Genomic DNA, 18,273 nt, shown 5'->3' on the forward strand with positions numbered 1-18,273 from the left:
ACGAACTTTCGGCCGAGCCTCCCCGGCCGCTTCCGGCGGGCTTTTCGCGGCCTGCCAGGAGCGCGCGCGGTCTGCCTAGAGGGCCGGCGCGCGCTCGAGGTAGGCCCGCTCGAGGACGAGCACGTCCATCTTGGTCCGGAGGAAGCAGTCGAGCGCTTCCTTTGGGGTGCAGACGATCGGCTCGCTCGCGTTGAACGAGGTGTTCAGGAGGACGGGCGTGCCCGTCTGCCGGCCGAACTCGCTGAGGAGCGCGTGGTAGCGCGGGTTCTCCTGGGCGGTCACCGTCTGGAGGCGCCCCGTGCCGTCGACGTGCGTCACGGCGGGGATCTCGGCGCGGCGCTCGGGCTTGATCTTGTAGACCTTGACCATGAACGGGTCCGGCGAGGTCTGCTCGAAGTAGTCGCCGACGCGCTCGAGGGGCAGCGCCGGCGCGAAGGGGCGGAACATCTCGCGGCGCTTGATCCGCTCGTTCATCGCGTCCTTGATGTCCGGCCGCCGCGGGTCGCAGAGGATGCTGCGGTTGCCGAGCGCGCGCGGGCCGTACTCCATCCGCCCCTGGAACCAGCCGACCACCTTGCCCTCGCTGATCGCCCTGGCGACGCGGGGGATCAGGTCCTCGTCGGGGAGGGTCTCGAACGCGACCTGCTCCTTCCGGAGCAGCTCGTCGATGGTCTCCTGCGAGAAGGCCGGGCCGAAGTAGCTGTGCGTCTGGTGAAAGCCGCGCGGGTTGTCGAGCTTGTGGTGGTGGACGTAGAGCGCCGCGCCGAACGACGTGCCCGCGTCGCCGGCCGCGGGCTGGATGAAGACGTCGTCGAACAGCCCCTTCGGGCGGATCTTCCCGGCGGCCACGCTGTTGTAGGCGCAGCCGCCCGCGAGGGCGAGGCGCGGCGAGCCGGTGAGGTGCTTCGCCGTCGCGAGCAGCTCGAAGTAGACCTCCTCGAACGCCGCCTGCGTCGAGGCGGCGACCGCCATGAAGCGATCTTCCATCGGGCTCTTCGGGCTGCGGGCGGGGCCGAGCAGGTCGATCAGGCGCTCGGAGTGGATGGGGCCGTAGCGGGGCTCGCCCTCCCAGGTCATCGCGATGCCCTTCGTGTGGTGCTGGAAGTACTCCAGCGCGAGCTCGAACGCCCCGTCCTTGACGCGCACCACCTGCCGGAGCTTGTCGAGCAGATCCGGCAGGCCGTGCGCCGACAGCCCCATGACCTTGTACTCGTCGCCGAACTTGGGGAACCCGAGGTACTGCGTCAGGCCCGAGTAGAACAGCCCGAGCGAGTGGGGGAAGCCGACGTGCCGGAGGATCTCCAGCTTGTTGCCGCGGCCGCGCGCCCACATCGTGCTGACGAAGTCGCCGAAGGCGTCGATGGACAGGACCGCCGCCTCGTCGAAGCCCGAGGGGAAGAACGCGGAGGCGAGGTGCGCGCGGTGGTGCTCGACGTTGTGCGACGCGGCGCGGATGCGCTTCGGGTCGACGCCGAGCGCGGCGCCGAGGTGCACCTTCGGGTCGCTCGCGCCGAGCGAGCCCTTGAGGAGCCCCGCCGGTGAGCGCCGCGTCAGCGCGTAGAGGAGCTTGTCGCCGAGGTGCGCCCTCGTGTCGCGGCTGATCGCGATGTGATCGATGTCCTCGACCCGCGCGCCCGCGGCGCCGAGGCAGTACTCGACCGCCAGCCGCGGGAAGCCCGCGCAGTGCTTGATCCTGCTGAACCGCTCCTCCTCCGCCGCCGCGACGAGCTGGCCGTCGACGAGCAGGGCGGCCGACGCATCGCCGTGGTAGGCGTTGATCCCGAGGATGAGCATCGCTCCGCCATCTTCCGGCGCCCCCGCGCGAGGGTCAAGGTGAGCCATCCGCCCGAGCGCTGTGTGATCGGGCGCGGGCTCATGACGTAAATTCGCCGGCCGCGTGGCAATTCCGCGCGCTGGAGGCAATGCCGCGCGCCGTGGGGAGCGCGCGGCGTTGCGCGGCGCGCGGTCAGATCTCCGCGAGGCGGATGGCCTCGAGGCGATCACCCTCGTCGATGCGCTCCCGATCGGCGGGCACGAGGACGAGCGCGTCGGCCTCGGCGAAGCTCGTGACGGCGCCCGACGCCTGGTTCGCGGCGATGCGGGCGACGAGCTCGCCGCTCGAGGCGTCGAGGCGGGTGCGGAGGAACTCGGCGCGACCGGGCTGGCGCCTGAGCGCGCTGCCCGCGCGGACGATCACGCGGGGCGGCCGCGGCGCCGCGTCGCCCTGGAGCGCGCGGAGCAGCGGCACGCCGAAGAGGACGAACGTGAGCGAGGCCGAGGCCGGATTGCCTGGCAGCCCGAGCACGTGGACGACGCCGCACCGCGAGAGCTCGGCGCGCCCCACCGCGAGCGGCTTGCCCGGCTTGATGGCGACGCGCCAGAAATCGAGCGACACGCCGGCTGCCTCGAGCGCGGGGCGGACGATGTCGTGGTCGCCGACGCTCACGCCGCCGACGGTCACCACGAGATCGGACCCGCGCAGCGCCGTCGACACCGCCTCGGCGGCGCGCGCCGCGTCGTCGGGGACGAACGGCGCGATGCGGACCGCGGCGCCCGCAGCGCGCGCGGTCGCGGCGATGAAGTAGCTGTTCGACTCCGGGATCGTGCCCGCGGGGCCGGGCGAGCCGGGCGCGCGCAGCTCGTCGCCGGAGCACATCACCGTGACCACGGGGCGGCGCGCGACGAGGACGCTCGGGCGATCGAGCGCGGCCGCGAGCGCGACCTTCCCCGGGGTGAGCCGCGCTCCTCTGCGCAGAGGGACGGCGCCCTCCGCGAGGTCCGCGCCCCGGCGGCGCACCCAGGCGCCCGCCCGCGGCGCTTCCTGCAGGGTGATCTCGTCGCCGCTGCGCGCGGCGTCCTCCTGCGGCGCGATCGTGTCGGCGCCGGGCGGCAGCCGCGCGCCGGTGAAGATCCGACACGCCGTGCCCGGCTGGAGCGCCGGCAGCGGGCGGCCAGCGGCGCTCTCGCCGCGGACGGGCAGCCTGAAGGGCCCGCTGCCCGCGAGGTCGGCGGAGGCGATGGCGTAGCCGTCCATCGCGCTGTAGTCGAAGGCGGGCATCGCATCGGCGGCCGCGATGTCCTCGGCGAGCACGCGCCCAGCCGCGTCGTCGAGCGACACCCGCTCGGGGCCGACCGGGGCAGCGGTCGCGAGCAGCCGATCGAGCGCCTCTTCGAAGGGGATCATCCGCGCTGCTCCTCGCCCTGCGCGGGCTGCGGGTGCCGGTGGTGGTGGCCGCCCTTGCCGGACGCGAGCGTGACCGCGTGCGCGAGGACGGGGCCGATGATCTGCGTGACGGCGAGCTCCACCGCCTTCGGGCTGCCGGGCAGCGCGATCACCACGAGCCCTCGCGCGACGCCCGCCGCGGCGCGCGACAGGATGGCGTTCGGCCCGATCGCGTCCCAGCTCAGGCGCCGGAACGCCTCGCCGAAGCCGTCGAGCGTCTTCTCGAAGAGCGGCGCGAGCGCCTCGAGGGTCCTGTCGCGCGGGGCGATCCCGGTCCCGCCCGTGGTGACGACGGCGTCGGCCGAGCCTGCGTCCGCGATCTGAACGATCGCCGCTCGCAGCAGCTCGGGCTCCTCGCGGAGAACGGCGTGGGAGGTCACGGAGAAGCCGGCGCGCTTCAGGAGCTCGCCGAGGAGCTGTCCGCCCTCGTCATCGTCGAGGGTGCGGGTGTCACTGAGCGTCAGCGTGGCGACGCGCACGGGGGAGCGGCTCATGCGGCAGGTTTACGCCTGTCCCCCGCGGTTGGCGAACTCTTGACGACGCCGGCGCGGCGTCGCGGCGGACTTAGCGCGGGCGCGGTGGCCTCGCGGCGCGGCGGCGCGGCGCTCGACCGGGCGAAGGCGGCCTCGCTGCGTCCCCGGCGCCCTCGCCGCGCTGAGCGCGCCCCCGCCGCGGCCTTGTCGCTCCGACGTCATCGACGGCGGATGGCTTTCGCCTCGTCGCTGCGCTAGGGGAGCGACGTGTCAGGCCCTCTGATCCCTTACATCGAGCTCCCCGAGATCCCGCTCGCTTTCCTGGAGCACATCCCGCTCGTGGGGCAGCTCATCGATCCGGCGAAGCCGCCCTCGATCAAGCCGTTCGGCACGCTGGTGGCGCTCGGCGTCTACATCGGCGCCGTGGTCGCCACGCGGCACGCGCGCGAGCGGCGCCTCGACGAGAAGAAGATGAGCGAGTTCATCTTCTGGGTCGTGGCGGCCGGGTTCATCGGTGGGCACGTCCTCGACGCGATCTTCTATCACCCGCAGCGGGTCGCCCGAGATCCTCTCTACCTCTTCGCGCTCTGGGACGGCCTGTCGAGCTTCGGCGGCTTCACCGGCGCGCTGAGCGGCGCCTTCGCGTGGCGCTTCTATCGCCGCGAGCGGATCATGCCCTACTGCGAGGTCGTCAACAGCGCGTTTCCGCTCGCGTGGGTCTTCGGGCGCGCGGGCTGCGCGTCGGTCCACGATCATCCGGGCCGTATCTCCGACGCATGGTTCGCGGTCCAATACCCGCTCGGGACGGGACATGTCGGCCGGTTCGATCTGGGCCTGTATGAGTGTGTGCTCGCGATCCCGCTCGCGATCGCGTTCGCGGTGCTCTGGCGCCGGAACCCCCATCGTCCGCTCGGTTTCTACACCGGGATCATGTGCACCGCGTACGCTCCGGTGCGGTTCGCGCTCGATTTCCTGCGCGAGCGGGAGGGCACGGTCGTCGGCGGCGATCCGCGCTATGCCGGTCTCACGCCCGCGCAGTGGGCATGCTTCGGTCTGTTCGCGGTGGGGCTCTATTTCCTGCGCATGGCGGCGCGCGGCGAGCCGTCGAGCGCCGGGGCGAGCCCGCTGGACGGCGCTTCGCGCGTCGCGGACGACGATCCGTCCGACGAGGACGATGAGGCCGAGGCGCCTCGGGCCTCCCGCGCCCGGGCCGAGAGGTGATCCCGCACCTGGGCGCCTTGGACCGGTCGTTTCGGGTTTCGGGCAGATCCACGCCGCGCGATGCGCTCATTCGCCGGGCGGCGCTGGGCCGCTCGGCCCTCCCGAGCGCCGGGTTTCCCGAGCGCCGGCCTGGCGAAACCCGCCTGTGACGGAGCGCGTGCTGCTGGGTCCCTGGTCGCCTGGACCGGCGCTCGCCTGAGGGACGAAGGCGCGGCGGGGTGCGGCCGGATGCGGCCTGGTCACGGACGGCTCCTTCCGGGCCTTCATTTGGCTCGCCCGCCCGTGGCGGGTCCCTTGACGCGCCAGGGGCGCCAGATATCGTGGGGTGGAGTTTGCACCAGAGGGTCGGCCCGCCGACCTTCGCTCGATTGAGCTCGGTCGCTCCTTCCGCCGACGGAGGGGCGGGAGGGGCGATCGAGAGGCGCGCTCGCGAAAGGCTCCGCGTCATCGACATCGATCACGGAGCGAGTGGACCAAATAAGAGGGAACGCAGGGGCCAACCCCAGGTTTTTCTACAATGGCTGAAGATTCGCGTAAGTTGTTCGTGGCGGGCTTGCCCGACTCCATCACCGAAGACGTTTTGCGGCAGCTCTTCGAGGCCACCGGCGGCAACGTCGTCGAGGTCAGTCTTCCGAAAGATCGCGCGACGGGTCGTCCGCGCGGGTTCGGCTTCGTCACACTCTCGACGACCGGCGAAGCCAACGCCGCGCGCGAGTCGCTCGACGGTTCATTTCAGGGCGGCAAGTCCATCTCGGTCCGCCCCTTCCAGGCCGAGCCGCCGCGGCGCGAGGGGCGCCCGATGGGCCCCGGCGGTGGCCCCGGCGGCGGGCCAGGTGGCCCTGGCGGCGGTGGCGGTATGGGCGGCGGCGGGCCGGCTGCAGCGCCCGATCGCACCCTCTACGTCGGCAATCTCCCCTACGACGCGAGCGTCGAGGAAGTCGAGGGGCTCATCGGCTCGACCGGCGCCGGTCCGGTGGTGCGGGTCCACCTCCCCATGGATCCTGACGGTCGCAAGCGCGGGTTCGGCTTCGTGACGATGGCGAGCGCCGAGGCGGCGCGCGCCGCGATCGATGCCCTGCGCGGCGTGGACGTGCGCGGTCGGCGGCTCGTCGTCAACCTCGCTCACCCGAAGGGTGAGCGGCCGGCGCGCGAGGACCGTCCGGGCGGCTTCGGCGGCGGTGGCGGCGGCTTCGGCGGCGGTGGCGGCGGCTTCGTCGGCGGCGGCGGCGGTGGCTTCGGCGGCGGCGGCGGCGGCTTCGGCGGTGGTGGTGGCGGCGGCGGAGCTCCTCCGCCGCCTGCGCGCAAGACCTTCGATGATCGCCGGCGGCGCGGCGGTCACGACGGGGACGGTCCTCCCGGCGGCGGTGGTGGCGCCGGTGGTGGTGGCCGGCGCAGCAACAACAAGAACTGGGATCGCGGCCGCGGCGGTGATGACTGGGACGACGAATGAGCGCTCCCGGTTGACAACTGCATCGTTTCTCGTAGGGTAGCGCCCTCCAGACGGGCGGTCGGGCGTCGCTGATCCGGCACACGTCCTCTGGTGCCCCCCGCCGGTTGCGGTGCTAGCGCTCCCGTGCTGCCCGTGCCTGGGTTCAACCAGGGCCGCCTGTGGAAACAGGTCGGCCCTGTCTTCGGAGACCTCCGATGCGCGACATCATCAAGCTGACGTGCGGCAACTGCGGCCGCGCGAACTACCACACGACGAAGAACAAGCGGACGATGACGGACAAGTTCGTCATCAAGAAGTTCTGCCCGACCGAGCGCAAGCACACCGAGCACAAAGAAGGCAAGATCTCGAAGGGCTAGGCCACGCTGCACCGCTGGCCGCTGCCGCAGGGCCCGCGCAAGCGGGCGCCTGGTCGGGCTGCTGCGTCCTCCGCGGTGCTCGGCTTAACCTTTTTCCTTTCTAGGGCGAAGCGATGATCTTCGACTGGCTCTACGGCCTGTTCTCGAACGATCTCGCGATCGATCTCGGCACCGCAACCACCCTCATCTACGTGAAGGGCAAGGGGATCGTGTCCTGCGAGCCCTCGGTGGTCGCCGTCCAGCGCGATGCTCGCGGCGGCAAGAAGGTGCTCGCCGTCGGCCGCGAGGCGAAGGAGATGCTCGGTCGCACCCCCGGCAACATCCAGGCGGTGCGACCGCTGCGCGACGGCGTCATCGCCGACTTCGAGATCACCGAGGCGATGCTCCGGTACTTCATCGCGCGCGCACACAACCGCCGCACGCTCGTCAAGCCGCGCATCATCATCTGCGTCCCGTTCGGCATCACCGAGGTCGAGAAGCGGGCGGTGAAGGAGAGCGCCGAGGGCGCCGGCGCGCGCGAGGTCTACCTCATCGAAGAGCCCATGGCGGCCGCGATCGGCGCCGGGCTGCCGATCACCGAGCCGAGCGGCAACATGGTCGTCGACATCGGCGGCGGCACGACCGAGGTCGCCGTGATCTCCCTCGCCGGCATCGTCTACTCGCAGAGCGTGCGCGTCGGCGGCGACAAGATGGACGAGTCGATCATGGCCTATATGAAGCGCAAGTACAACATGGCCATCGGCGAGCAGACCGCGGAGCGCATCAAGATCACGATCGGCAACGCGTACCCGCTCGAGCAGCAGCTCACGATGGAGGTCAAGGGGCGCGACATGGTCGCGGGCATCCCCAAGACGGTCGTCGTCAACTCCGACGAGATCCGCGACTCGCTGAGCGAGCCGACGAACGCCATCGTGGACGCCGTGCTCATCGCGCTGGAGCGCACGCCGCCCGAGCTGGCGGCCGACATCGTCGACAAGGGCATCGTGCTCACCGGCGGCGGCTCGCTCCTCAAGAACCTCGACGTGCTCCTCCGCGAGGAGACGGGGTTGCCCGTGATGGTGTGCGACGACCCGATCAGCGCCGTGGTGCTCGGCAGCGGCAAGGCGCTGGATCACCTCGAGCTCTTGAAAGAGGTCACGATCAGCTGAGGGTCGTCTTCGTGTCCCGCCCGTGAGCACGCCGGCGGGGGTGTTTGCGGCGCGCGGCGAGCCGCCCCGCGCCGGGGTGGGCGCCGCGCGCGGCGTCGAGAGGGGTGGCCTCGCGGGGCGCCTCGTACTACCTGGGTCCGGGAGCCACGGTGAACCTCAAACGCTACCGCGACTTCGTGATCGTGCTGTTGGCGCTCGCGGTGCCGTTCTGGTTCCTGCGCGCCAGCATGCGCGACCCCAAGCAGAACACGGGGGCCGATCGGATCATCATCAGCATCGCGGCGCCGATCCAGTACGCGGCCGCGACGCTGGCGCGCGGGCTCTCGAACCTCTGGGGCGACTACATCTACCTGGTCGACGTCAAGGAAGACAACGCCAGGCAGGCCTCGCAGATCGCCCGCCTCCGGGAGCGGGTGCGGAAGCTCGAGGCGCTCGAGGAAGAGAACCGCCGCCTGCGCAGGCTGCTCGACCTGCGCCAGAGCCTCCGGACCGACGTGGTGAGCGCCCAGGTCGTCGGCAAGAGCACCAACGATTTCTTCCGGGTGGTCCGCGTCACGCTCGATCGCGAGGCGCGGGACATCGGCTCCAACTTGCCGGTCCTCTCCGCGGACGGCGTCGTCGGCACCACGCTGAAGAGCGCCGGCGACACGGTCGACGTGCGGCTCGTCGTCGACGGGGGCAGCGGCGTCGATGTGGTGGTCGAGCGCACCGGCGCGCGCGGCTTCGTCCGCGGCACGGGCGACGAGAGCAAGTACTCCTGCAGCGTCGAGTACGTGCAGCGCACCGACGAGATCGAGGTCGGCGATCTGCTCGTGACGAGCGGCGTCGGCCGGCGCTTCCCGAAGGGGATCCCGGTCGGGACCGTGACGCAGGTCGTCCGCCGCGACTTCGGCATCTACCAGCAGGTGTACGTCGCGCCCGCGGTCGATTTCTCCCGGCTGGAGGAGGTGCTCATCGTGACGACGACACCCCCGGAGGAGACGCCCCCCCAGGCGCAGCGGAGGTGACGCGATGAGAAACTCCGCGTTCCTGGCGATGGGGGCCGCCCTGCTGATCCTTCAGTCGAACCTGTTCCGGCTCATCGGCAAGCTGAACATCCCGGGCTCCACGCCGAGCCTGCTCCTGCCGCTCGTCGTGTTCATGGGGGTGCACGAGTACTCGATCGCGCGGGGCGCCGCGCTCGCGTTCCTGCTCGGGTACCTGCTCGATCTCTTCACCGGCGCGCCGGTCGGCCTGTTCACCTTCATCACCGTCGCGACCTTCGTCGTCTCGCGGGCGGCCGGCGTGCGGCTCGCCGCGCAGACGCTCCTCACGAAGATCGCGCTGGCCTTCGTCTTCGGCCTCGTCGAGGGGGTGCTCATCGTGATCCTCACCGCCATCTTCGGGGGCGACGCCGCGCGCACCCGCGCGCTCGCCCGGCTCGTCGCGCCGCACGCGGTCTCGACGGCGCTGTTCGCGCCGTTCGTCTTCCGGATGGCCGAGCGCGTGCACCAGGCGACGATCAACGTCCCGCGGCCAGGGGAGAGCCCGCGGTGAGCCTGCTCGTCCAGCGCTCCGACGTGAGCGAGTTCCGCCGGCGCTTCCGGTGGATCGCGCTCGGCATGGTCGTCGGATTCATGGTGCTCCTCGGGCGCCTGTTCTACCTGCAGATCCTCGAGGTCGACGAGAACCAGGCCATCGCTCGCGAGAACATCGTTCGGCGCGTGACGCTCGCGACCACGCGCGGGATCATCCGGGACAAGAACGGCAAGGTGCTCGCGGCGAGCCGGCCGTCGTACAACGTCTACGTCGTCCCGCGGCGCCTCGACATGGAGACGATCTGGCCGAAGCTCGTCGAGTACCTCGGCATCGGGATCGAGGAGCGCGCGCGGCTGGAGGCGCTGATCACCTCGATCCGCGCCGACGAGGGACCGCGCAAGAACCAGCAGATCCTGCTCAAGGAGGACATCTCGCGCGACGCCGTGGCGACGCTGGCGACGCACGACGCCGAGCTGCCGGGGGTCGACGTGGTGCCCGTCCCGGTGCGCTACTACCCGTACGAGGAGGTCGGCTCGCACGTCCTCGGCTACATGGCCGAGGTGGACGCCGAGCGGCTCGCGTCGCTCCGCAGCGTCGGGTACATCGAGGGCGATCGCATCGGCGTCACCGGCATCGAGCGCGCCTGGGAGAGCTACCTGCGCGGCACGCGCGGCTGGGAGAAGGTGCTCGTCGACGCCAAGGGGCGGCGCAGGACGGGCGGCGACGGGATCATCGAGGAGCCGCGGCGGGTGGACCCGATCCCCGGCCGCGATCTCCGGCTGACCCTCGACGCCGACATCCAGAAGGCGATCGACAAGGCGATGCGCGGCGAGCTCGCCGGCGGCGTCGCGGTCATCGACGTGCGCACCGGGCGGATCCTCGGGCTGTACTCGAAGCCCGGCTACAACCCGAACGCGCTCTCCGGCGGCTCGGGGAAGCAGGTCATCCGCGACGCGTTCCGGCGACTTTACTCGGATCCGCTGAAGCCCGCGCTCGACAAGACGCTGTCCGGTGCGTACCCGCCCGGCTCGACGTTCAAGCCGTTCACCGCGCTGGCGGCGCTCGAGAAGGGGCTCATCGATCCCCGCCAGTCCTCGCGGTGCCGGGGCGCGCTGACGTTCGGCAAGCGCACCTTCCGGTGCACGCACGTGCACGGGCCGGTCGCGATGCAGCAGGCGATCGCCGAGTCGTGCAACGTCTACTTCTACCGGCTCGCGGCGGAGTACGGCGTCGGCATGGACGTCATCGCGGAGATGGGCCAGCGCTACGGGCTCGGCGCGCGGACGGGGCTCGGCATCAACGCCGAGGCGGGGGGCAGGATGCCCACCCGGGCGTGGATGACGCTCCGGAACAAGGGCCAGTTCCGCCTCGGGTTCGGCCTGAACGCGGCGATCGGCCAGGGCGCGACGACGGTCTCGGTGCTCCAGCTCGCGCTCGCGTACGCGGCGCTCGCGAACGGCGGCACGCTGTACCAGCCGCAGATCGTGCGGGCCGTCGAGACGAGCGCCGGCACGGTCGTCCAGGAGTTCACGCCGCGCGTGCGCCGCCAGATCGACATCCGGCCGGAGAACCTCTCCCTCGTGCACCGGGCGATGGTCGCCGGCGTGAACGAGGAGGGCGGCACGGCGTTCAAGGCGCGCGTCGCGGGCGTGGAGATGGCGGGCAAGACGGGGACGGCGCAGGTCTCGCACCGGCTCACCCGCGGCGTCGAGGCCGAGCGGGTCTGGTACTTCAACCGCGAGCACGCCTGGTTCGCCGGCTACGCGCCGGCGCGCTCGCCCGAGGTCGCCGTGGTCGTGCTCGTCGAGCACGGCGGCACGGGCGGCAAGCACGCGGCGCCGGTCGCCTTCGAGGTCGTCCGCGCGTACCAGGAGCTCGCGAAGGAGCGCCGCGGCGGCCCGAACGAGGGGCCGCGCGCTGGCAAGAGCAGCGCGGGCCGCGCGCCCGCCGCGTCGGGGCGCACGCCATGATCCGGGGTGACTCTCTCTCTTCGCGCGATCGCGATCATTTCGACTGGCCGCTCTTCATCGCCGCGGTGGCCATCGCGGTGCTCGGCGTCGTCAACCTCTACAGCGCGACGAGCGTCTACTCCGGCGCGCGCGCGGAGCTCTACATCAGCCAGGTGTACTGGCTGTTCATGGGCGGCATCATCGGCGGCGTGCTGATCGCGCTCGACTACCGGCACCTCGAGCGCCTCGGCTACGTGCTCTACACGTTCGGCGTCTTCTCGCTGGCGCTCGTCTTCGTGCTCGCGCGCGACGTGCGCGGCTCCGCCCGGTGGATCGAGTTCGGCGCGTTCCGGTTCCAGCCCAGCGAGTTCATGAAGGTGTTCCTGGTCATCGCGCTGGCGAAGTTCCTGCACGACGATCCGCGCAACGAGGGCCGCACCCTCCGCGATCTCGCGATCCCGGCGGCGCTGACGGCGGTCCCCGCGCTCCTCGTGCTCAAGCAGCCCGATCTGGGGACGGCGACCATCCTCGTGTTCGTCTTCCTGACGATCGCGGCGGTCACGCGCGTGCGGTGGAGGAGCGCGGCGCTGTTCGTCGTGTCCATCGCGGTGGCGATCCCGATCATCTGGGAGTACGTGCTGCTCGACTACCAGCGCGCGCGCGTGCTCGTGTTCCTCCACCCCGAGGAGGATCTCCTGCACCGCGGCTGGCACGCCCACCACTCGCGCGTCGCGATCGGCAACGGCGGTCTGTTCGGCAGCGGGTACCTGCGGGGCACCCAGAACCAGTTCCTCTTCCTGCCGGATCAGTTCACGGACTTCCCGTTCCCTGTCTTCGCCGAGGAGTGGGGGTTCGTCGGGTGCATCGTCCTCGTGTGCCTCTATGCGTTCCTCGTCGTGTGGGGGATCCGCATCGCGTCGATGGCGAAGGATCGCTTCGGCGCGGTGCTCGGCGTCGGCTGCGCGGCGATCATCTTCTGGCACGCGGTCATCAACCTCGGCATGACGTCGGGCGTGCTGCCCGTCGTCGGCGTCACGCTGCCCCTGTTCTCGTACGGCGGATCGAGCGTGACCACGGTGATGGTGGCGATCGCGCTCCTCATGAGCGTGTCGATGCGCCGCTACTCCGGCGTCGCCTCGCTCGATCGGCTCTGACGGCGCGGCGGGCGCGCGCCCGCCGCGTGGCTCGCGTCAAATCGCGCTCTCTGCGAGCCGCGCCTCGATGACGAACGCGAGGGCCTTGAGCGCGTCGCGCTCGGTGATCTCGCCGCCGGCGCGCGCTCTGCGGACCACGGCGCGAAAGCCGAGGTAGCGGCGCCCGTCCAGGCCGAGCAGCGCCGGCACCGTCGCTGGATCGCGCGCCGCGCCGCTCGAGCCCGCGAGCTCCGCCGCTTTGTCGAAGATCCCCGCGACGAGCGCGTCGCAGCGCTCGAGCGCGACGGCATACCGCTCCGCGGCGATCGTCGCCTCGATCTCTGCGATCGCCTCCCGCTCGGCGGTCGGCCAGAGCGCGACGAACGAGAGGCCCGGCTGGGCGAGGTGCCTCGTCCCCGCAGACGGGCCGTCCGCGCGCGCGGTCGCCGGGGCGTCCGCCGGCGCGGCCAGCCTCCGGGCGGCGAGCCGCAGCGACGAAGGGAGCCCGCGGCTCACCGGATCCCTGACGCCGGCGCTGCGCGGCGCGAGCTCACCGCCAGGTGACGTGGTCGCGCCGGGCGCGGCGGCGCCCTCGCTCGGATCGCCGATCGTCGCGATCGTCGAGTCCGGCGGCATCGTCGACCACGGCTTGCTGGGCGGCGCGAGCCGCGAGATCACCGCGTCGAGCGGCGCCGACGGCGGCGGCGACGCGTCGCGCAGGGCGGTGGCGAGCCCGCCCTCGATCGCGTCGAACCCGCCCAGCCCGCTCCCCATCGCGTCGGGCAGGCGGCTCTCGAAGGCGCGCAGGACCGCGGCGCTGATCTCCTCGAGCCCCTCGTAGAGCCCAAGCCCCGTCTTCGCCGACGTGGCCAGCGAGAAGACGCGGGACGGGTTCAACATCGCGTCGAGCTCCGAGAGCGGCAGCAAACCGGGCAAATCGCGCTTGTTGTGCTGGAAGATGTGCGGGACGTGCTCCAGCGCCCGCCCCTGCTCGGCGAGGTTCTCGCGCAGGTTCTCCATGCTCTCCATGTTGGCGTCGGCGCGAACGGCCTGTGAATCGCTGACGAACACGATGCCGTCGGCGCCCGTGAGCACCAGCTTCCGGGTCGCGTTGAAGTAGACCTGCCCTGGCACCGTGAAGAGCTGGAGCCTCACGTTCATCCCGCGCAGCTGCGGGAGCCGGACCGGCAAGAAGTCGAAGTAGAGCGTTCGATCGACCGGCGTCGCGAGGGAGACGAGCTTGCCGCGGTACTCGGGCTTCGCCGTGGCGTGCAAGTACTCCAGCGTGGTCGTCTTGCCGCCCAGGCCGGGCCCGTAATAGACGATCTTGAAGACGAGCTCGCGCGACAGTGGGTTCACCGACGCCATGGGCGGCGGCGACGATACACGAAAAGGCGAACGAGAGCGCCGGGACGTGCGCGGGCGCATGAAAGCCAGCCGCGCGCGCGCGCGCCACCCCCGTCCCGTGCCCGCCAGGGCGGGGCACGGGAGGCGCGGCCGGCGCGGCGCGCCGTCAGCGGAGGCCGACGAGCGGCTCGAATTTGTCCTTCTGGCCGATCTGGAGCATGAGCGCGACCTGGCCCCGCTGCGCCTGGAAGTAATCGAGCCGCAGCCGGTGCGTCCCCTCCGTGAGGCGGGCCTCGCCGTCCACGGTCTTCGCGCTGTGGACGCCGTCGTTCGCGACCACGCGCTTGTCGTCGATGTAGAGGACCGCGCCGTCGTCCGAGGTGAGCCTGAGCTGGAACACGCCTTCCTGGGGCGCCTTGAACTCGCCCTCGAACCGGATCGCGAACCACTCGTTCTGCGCGAGCGCGCCCGGGAAGCCGCCGGAGAAGTCCTGCGACTTCACCTCGAACTTGTCCGTGAACAGCACCGCGAACGGCACGAGCCCGTCGAAGGTCGGGAGCTTCTGGGTGTTCTCGGGGATCACGTACGCGAGCCCCCGGAAGGCGCCGCCCTCCCCGTTGCCGAACGCGTTCGGGGCGGCGATGCGCGGCGCGTTGTTCGTGGGCAGGCGCCACTTCGGGGTCCTGCGCCGCTCGGGCTCCGGGTCGGGCTTGGCCGGCTTGCGCGACCGGGAGGCCTTCTTGGCGGGCGGCGGGGGCGGCGGCGAGGCCTCTGCCGGCGTGTTGCCGCTCTGGATGGTGACATGGCAGCCGCTGAGGAGAGACGCGGCAAGCACGCACGAGGCGATGTGCGACGAGGTTCGGACCATGACGTCTCCTGAGAGGGAACGGACGGATTGGCCCGCCCCCACGTGAATGCGAGGATGGCGCTTAGACGTTCGAGCCGTGCGCCGCAATCAGCGTCGCGTCGCGTCAGGAGCCCCCGGCACGAGCGAGCCCGCCGGTCGAGGGCCGAGCGCCGCGAGCGCGTCCTCGGGACGCCCCTTGGCTTGGCCGTGCAGCTCGGGCCCGGGCGCCTCCTGCCGCGCGTTTCCGTCGAGCGACTCCACGGCGCGCCAGACCGGCGAGCGCTGGGCGAGCGCGAGCGCCGCGAGGCAGGCGAGCACGCTGGCGAGCGCGCCGGCGTTCATCACGCCCTCGTACCGGCCGCGCGAGGGGCCCGCGTAGCTCAGCCCGAGCAGCGCGCCGCTCACGAGGCCCCCGATGTGCGCGGCGTTGTTGATGCGGACGCCCGTGCTCGACGCGTTCACGACGAAGCCGAAGAGGACGATGTAGAACACGGCCTGGAGCGCGAGGTCCTTCCACCGCGGGTCGCGGCGGCGGAGCAGCCAGCCGAGCAGGAGGCCTATCACGCCGAACACGGCGCCGCTCGCGCCCGCGGTGCACACGACCTCGGGCTGCACGAAGACGTTCCACGCGGCGCTCGCGCCGAAGCCGAACAGGCCCGTGAGCACGTACGCGATCGCGAACCGCGCCGAGCCGACGGCGGGCTCGGCGGCGCGGGCGAGCATGCCGAGCGTCACCATGTTCATGCCGAAGTGGAGGACGCCCATGTGGACGAAGACCGCCGAGAGCAGCCGGAACGGCTCGAAGGGCACGCCGGGCGCGAGGAGGAGCGCGCCGAAGCGGAGGTAGCTCGACGTGTCCCACGCCGAGAGGAGGCCGAGATCGCGGGAGTGCGCGGCCATCAGCTGGCCGACGAACACGAACGCCGTGAGCCCGCCCAGGATCTTGGTCGCGAGCAGGCTTCGCCCGTCGATGCGTCCTCGGGTGGGCGCGGCGTGGGCGACAGGCGCGAGGAGCGGCGCGCCGCAGCGGATGCAGCGGCTGAAGTCGCCGCCGTTGAGGGCGCCGCAGCGCGCGCAGTGCAGCGCGCGCCTCCGTTCGCCGGACGGCCCCGCCGTCACAGAGCGGCCCCGAAGCGCTGCCCGGCGCCGGGGTGTGGGGGGGACCTGAACGCTGTATCGAGGGTCACCTGGGCTCCTTTCACGCCGGACGCTCGGCGTGGAGTCCGGCACAATGTGGCGGCTCCTGGCCGTAAGGTCCACGGGTTTGGGCCGTTGTCGAGGGGTGAATGCCGTGGCCCTCCCGCGGTCGGTTCCGCCTGCCGCTGGCGAGCCGCCGCGCGCCCTCCTCGCGGGGGGCGCGCGGCGTCTCGCCGGCGGCGCGCAGGCGCTCCTTCCCCGCGGGGCGCGCCGGCCCGAGAGGGGCGCGAGGCGGACACCGGTGCGCTCCGTTCTGCGTCCGGGTATCGTCGCCGCTGTGACGGCGGTGGCAGCAGCGAGGCCCGATCTCGAGGCGGAGCGCCTGCTGTGCGACCGCGCGGCGCAGGGCGATCGCCTCGCGCTCGGGCAGCTGCTCCGCAAGCACGGGCCAGCGCTGTACCGCGCGGTGCTGTTGCCCCGCCTCGGCTCCGACGCGGCCGCGCAGGACGCTCTGGCCGAGACGTACGCGCGCGTGATCGAGCGGTTCTATCAGTTCCAGTGGCAGAGCTGCGGCATCTATCCCTGGCTCCGCGTCATCGCGCTGCGCATCGCGCTCGACATGCTCCGCGCGCGCCGCCGCGAGGCGCTCTTCGAGCCCGAGGATCTCCAGCGCGAGATCGACGCCGCGGAGACCGACCTCACCGCGCGCGGAGAGGCCGAGCTCTGCGAGAAGCGCGATCTCGCCGACGCGCGGGCGCGCGTCGAGGACGCGCTCGGGCGCCTCAACCCCCGTTACGCCGAGGCGATCCGGCTGCGGGTGCTCGACGAGCGGCCCCGCGACGAGGTGGCCCTCGCGCTCGGGGTCAGCGTGGCGACGTTCGATGTCGTCCTGCACCGCGCCATGACCGCGCTGAAGAAGGCGCTCGCCGCGCCCCGCGCGGAGCGCAAGGAAGGAGCGCGATGAAGCCGCGGCCGCCCTCGGATCCGCGCTCGCCGCCGACCGGCGACGGGCCCCTTCAGCGCCGCGCCGGCGGGGATCGCGGCCGGCGCCTCGCGCTCGTCGTGCCCGGCGCGGAGCCCGTCGCGCCTGCGTCCGACGACGAGCTGGGCGCGGCGCGCGCGCTCGCGGAGGCGCTCGATCGCGGCGAGGTCCCGCTCGCGGACGCGCTCAGGGCGGCGGCCCGCCCCGCCGGGCTCGACAGGGCGGACCACGAGGCGCTGCTCGCGCGCGCGCTCGGCGACGAGGGCGCGCCGCCGACCAAGGCCGAGCTGCGCGCCGCCGAGCGCCTGCGGGAGGCGCTGGGGCCCCGCGCCGCTTCCGGCGGCGGGCCGGGGCGGGGCGGCGGCTCCGGCGGCGAGGGGGCGCTCGGCTCGCCTGACGCGCGCGGCGAGCTCGCGGAGCTCGCTGTCGCGCTCCGGGCCGCGTGGCGTCCGGCGGCGCTCCCGGAGCTCCCGGGGCGCGCGCTCATCGACCAGGCCCTCCGCGCCGCGCCCGCGCGCGGCCCCCGGCGCATCGCGCCGGTGACGATGGCGGCGCTCTCGACCCTCGCCGCGGCCGCGGCGGCCGTGGCGCTGATCGTCGGCCAGCTCAGGGAGGAGCGCGCCTCCGTCGCGCGCGCGCCCGCGGCCGCTGCTCCTGCCGCGGCGCTCGCCGCGCGGCCCCTGTTGATCGAGGCGCGCTCGACGGCCGCGCTCTTCGATCCGGCCGCGCCCTTTCCGCGGGAGGGCGGTCAGACGGAGCGGATCGATCGCATCGCCGCCGCGCGCGCGTCCGATCTGCGCCAGAACCGCTACGCGGCGTGGGGGGTGCGCTGATGCGGGGCCCGCGCCTCGTCGCCGTCTGCCTGGGGCTCTTCGCGGCGGCGCACCTCGGGTGCGCCCCGGGCGACGAGCGGGCGCGCGCCGCCGGGGGCCCGGGCGATCCGGCGTGCGCGTGCGCCCCGGCCCAGGTCGTCGATCCCACGCTCCTCGCCTTCCTCTCGAGGGCGCGCGCGGCGCACCATGCCGCCGACGTCGCGCTCGGCGCGGGCGATCGCGCCGCTGCGCTCCGCGCCCTGGAGGGGATCATCGCCGCGCCGAGGCCGCCGGGGGCCCCGCCGGAGGTCGCCGAGGTGACGGCGGACACGTACGCCCGGCTGGCGGAGCTCCGGAGCGAGGCCGGCGAGTTCGACGCCGCGGCGCGCGACATCGACGCGGGCCTCCGGCTGGCGCCGGCGCCTTCTCATTATCAGGGCCACCTCTACGAGGTCGCGGGCGTTGTCGAGGAGCGCCGCGCGAAGGCGCTCGAAGCGAAGGGGGATCGCGAGGCGGCGACGCAGGCCCGCGCGCGGGCGGTCGGGCTGCTGGAGCGGGCGATCTCGATCCAGGACCGGGTGATCACCGAGGCCCTGACGGGCCCCGGGGAAAAGCCGCGCTGAAGGGCGCGCTCGCCGTGGTCTGCAATTGCGACGGGCGCGCGTTCGTCGCTAGAC

17 protein-coding genes are annotated in these 18,273 nt (G+C 72.6%); 11 read left to right on the forward strand and 6 right to left on the reverse strand.

The window, feature by feature from the left end; genetic code table 11:
* Positions 1-75: 75 nt before the first annotated feature.
* The 3 genes from WMF22_RS13225 to WMF22_RS13235 all read right to left on the reverse strand — a co-directional run bounded on the left by WMF22_RS13225 (position 76) and on the right by WMF22_RS13235 (position 3,717).
* Positions 76-1,794 carry a carbamoyltransferase family protein gene (locus WMF22_RS13225; protein WP_438035989.1) on the reverse strand — a complete coding sequence of 573 codons (1,719 nt, stop codon included), beginning with the start codon at positions 1,792-1,794 and terminating at the stop codon, positions 76-78.
* 172 nt (positions 1,795-1,966) lie between these two features.
* Complete coding sequence (locus WMF22_RS13230) at positions 1,967-3,184, reverse strand: molybdopterin molybdotransferase MoeA (RefSeq protein WP_437299451.1); 1,218 nt, start codon at positions 3,182-3,184, stop codon at positions 1,967-1,969.
* A complete protein-coding gene (locus WMF22_RS13235) occupies positions 3,181-3,717 on the reverse strand; it encodes a MogA/MoaB family molybdenum cofactor biosynthesis protein (RefSeq protein WP_437299452.1) in 537 nt (178 codons plus the stop codon). Before WMF22_RS13235 ends, WMF22_RS13230 begins: the two co-directional genes overlap by 4 nt.
* A gap of 246 nt (positions 3,718-3,963) precedes the next feature.
* Between WMF22_RS13235 and WMF22_RS13240 the strand changes: the two genes are divergently transcribed.
* From WMF22_RS13240 to rodA, 8 genes are all read left to right on the forward strand, one after another.
* The gene (locus tag WMF22_RS13240; RefSeq protein WP_437299453.1) at positions 3,964-4,917 is read left to right on the forward strand and encodes a prolipoprotein diacylglyceryl transferase; all 954 of its coding nucleotides are present in this window, start codon (positions 3,964-3,966) and stop codon (positions 4,915-4,917) included.
* A gap of 517 nt (positions 4,918-5,434) precedes the next feature.
* Positions 5,435-6,367: an RNA recognition motif domain-containing protein gene (locus WMF22_RS13245; protein WP_438035990.1), complete on the forward strand. Its 933-nt coding sequence runs from the start codon at positions 5,435-5,437 to the stop codon at positions 6,365-6,367.
* Between the two features lie 194 nt (positions 6,368-6,561).
* Positions 6,562-6,723, forward strand: a complete 162-nt coding sequence (gene rpmG / locus WMF22_RS13250; RefSeq protein ID WP_012235039.1) for a 50S ribosomal protein L33 — start codon at positions 6,562-6,564, stop codon at positions 6,721-6,723.
* A 113-nt stretch (positions 6,724-6,836) separates the two neighbouring features.
* Complete coding sequence (locus tag WMF22_RS13255; RefSeq protein ID WP_276598056.1) at positions 6,837-7,871, forward strand: rod shape-determining protein; 1,035 nt, start codon at positions 6,837-6,839, stop codon at positions 7,869-7,871.
* 149 nt (positions 7,872-8,020) lie between these two features.
* Positions 8,021-8,878 (forward strand): rod shape-determining protein MreC, encoded by an 858-nt coding sequence (mreC, locus tag WMF22_RS13260; RefSeq protein WP_012235041.1) that lies wholly within the window; start codon positions 8,021-8,023, stop codon positions 8,876-8,878.
* 4 nt (positions 8,879-8,882) lie between these two features.
* On the forward strand, positions 8,883-9,407 hold the full coding sequence (locus tag WMF22_RS13265; RefSeq protein ID WP_437299455.1) for a hypothetical protein: 525 nt from the start codon (positions 8,883-8,885) through the stop codon (positions 9,405-9,407).
* Positions 9,404-11,359 (forward strand): penicillin-binding protein 2, encoded by a 1,956-nt coding sequence (gene mrdA, locus WMF22_RS13270; protein WP_437299456.1) that lies wholly within the window; start codon positions 9,404-9,406, stop codon positions 11,357-11,359. Before WMF22_RS13265 ends, mrdA begins: the two co-directional genes overlap by 4 nt.
* Positions 11,356-12,492: a rod shape-determining protein RodA gene (gene rodA, locus WMF22_RS13275; RefSeq protein ID WP_437299457.1), complete on the forward strand. Its 1,137-nt coding sequence runs from the start codon at positions 11,356-11,358 to the stop codon at positions 12,490-12,492. Before mrdA ends, rodA begins: the two co-directional genes overlap by 4 nt.
* Before the next feature lie 36 nt (positions 12,493-12,528).
* Here rodA and WMF22_RS13280 read toward each other — a convergent pair whose 3' ends face one another.
* From WMF22_RS13280 to WMF22_RS13290, 3 genes are all read right to left on the reverse strand, one after another.
* Positions 12,529-13,839: a GTP-binding protein gene (locus WMF22_RS13280; RefSeq protein ID WP_437299458.1), complete on the reverse strand. Its 1,311-nt coding sequence runs from the start codon at positions 13,837-13,839 to the stop codon at positions 12,529-12,531.
* 145 nt (positions 13,840-13,984) lie between these two features.
* Positions 13,985-14,686: a PA14 domain-containing protein gene (locus WMF22_RS13285; RefSeq protein ID WP_437299459.1), complete on the reverse strand. Its 702-nt coding sequence runs from the start codon at positions 14,684-14,686 to the stop codon at positions 13,985-13,987.
* Between the two features lie 87 nt (positions 14,687-14,773).
* Entirely contained in the window at positions 14,774-15,784 is a 1,011-nt protein-coding gene (locus WMF22_RS13290; protein WP_437299460.1) for a rhomboid family intramembrane serine protease, read from the reverse strand.
* A 319-nt stretch (positions 15,785-16,103) separates the two neighbouring features.
* Here WMF22_RS13290 and WMF22_RS13295 point away from each other — a divergent pair, with 319 nt between their 5' ends.
* The 3 genes from WMF22_RS13295 to WMF22_RS13305 are packed head-to-tail and all read left to right on the forward strand — an operon-like array spanning position 16,104 to position 18,219.
* Positions 16,104-16,766, forward strand: a complete 663-nt coding sequence (locus WMF22_RS13295) for an RNA polymerase sigma factor (RefSeq protein ID WP_438035991.1) — start codon at positions 16,104-16,106, stop codon at positions 16,764-16,766.
* The gene (locus WMF22_RS13300; RefSeq protein ID WP_438035992.1) at positions 16,763-17,617 is read left to right on the forward strand and encodes a hypothetical protein; all 855 of its coding nucleotides are present in this window, start codon (positions 16,763-16,765) and stop codon (positions 17,615-17,617) included. Before WMF22_RS13295 ends, WMF22_RS13300 begins: the two co-directional genes overlap by 4 nt.
* On the forward strand, positions 17,617-18,219 hold the full coding sequence (locus WMF22_RS13305) for a hypothetical protein (RefSeq protein WP_437299463.1): 603 nt from the start codon (positions 17,617-17,619) through the stop codon (positions 18,217-18,219). The genes WMF22_RS13300 and WMF22_RS13305 overlap by 1 nt, the downstream gene beginning before the upstream one ends.
* Positions 18,220-18,273 lie beyond the last annotated feature (54 nt).

This window comes from Sorangium sp. So ce204, assembly GCF_051526795.1.
Lineage (GTDB): Bacteria > Myxococcota_A > Polyangia > Polyangiales > Polyangiaceae > Sorangium > Sorangium cellulosum_B.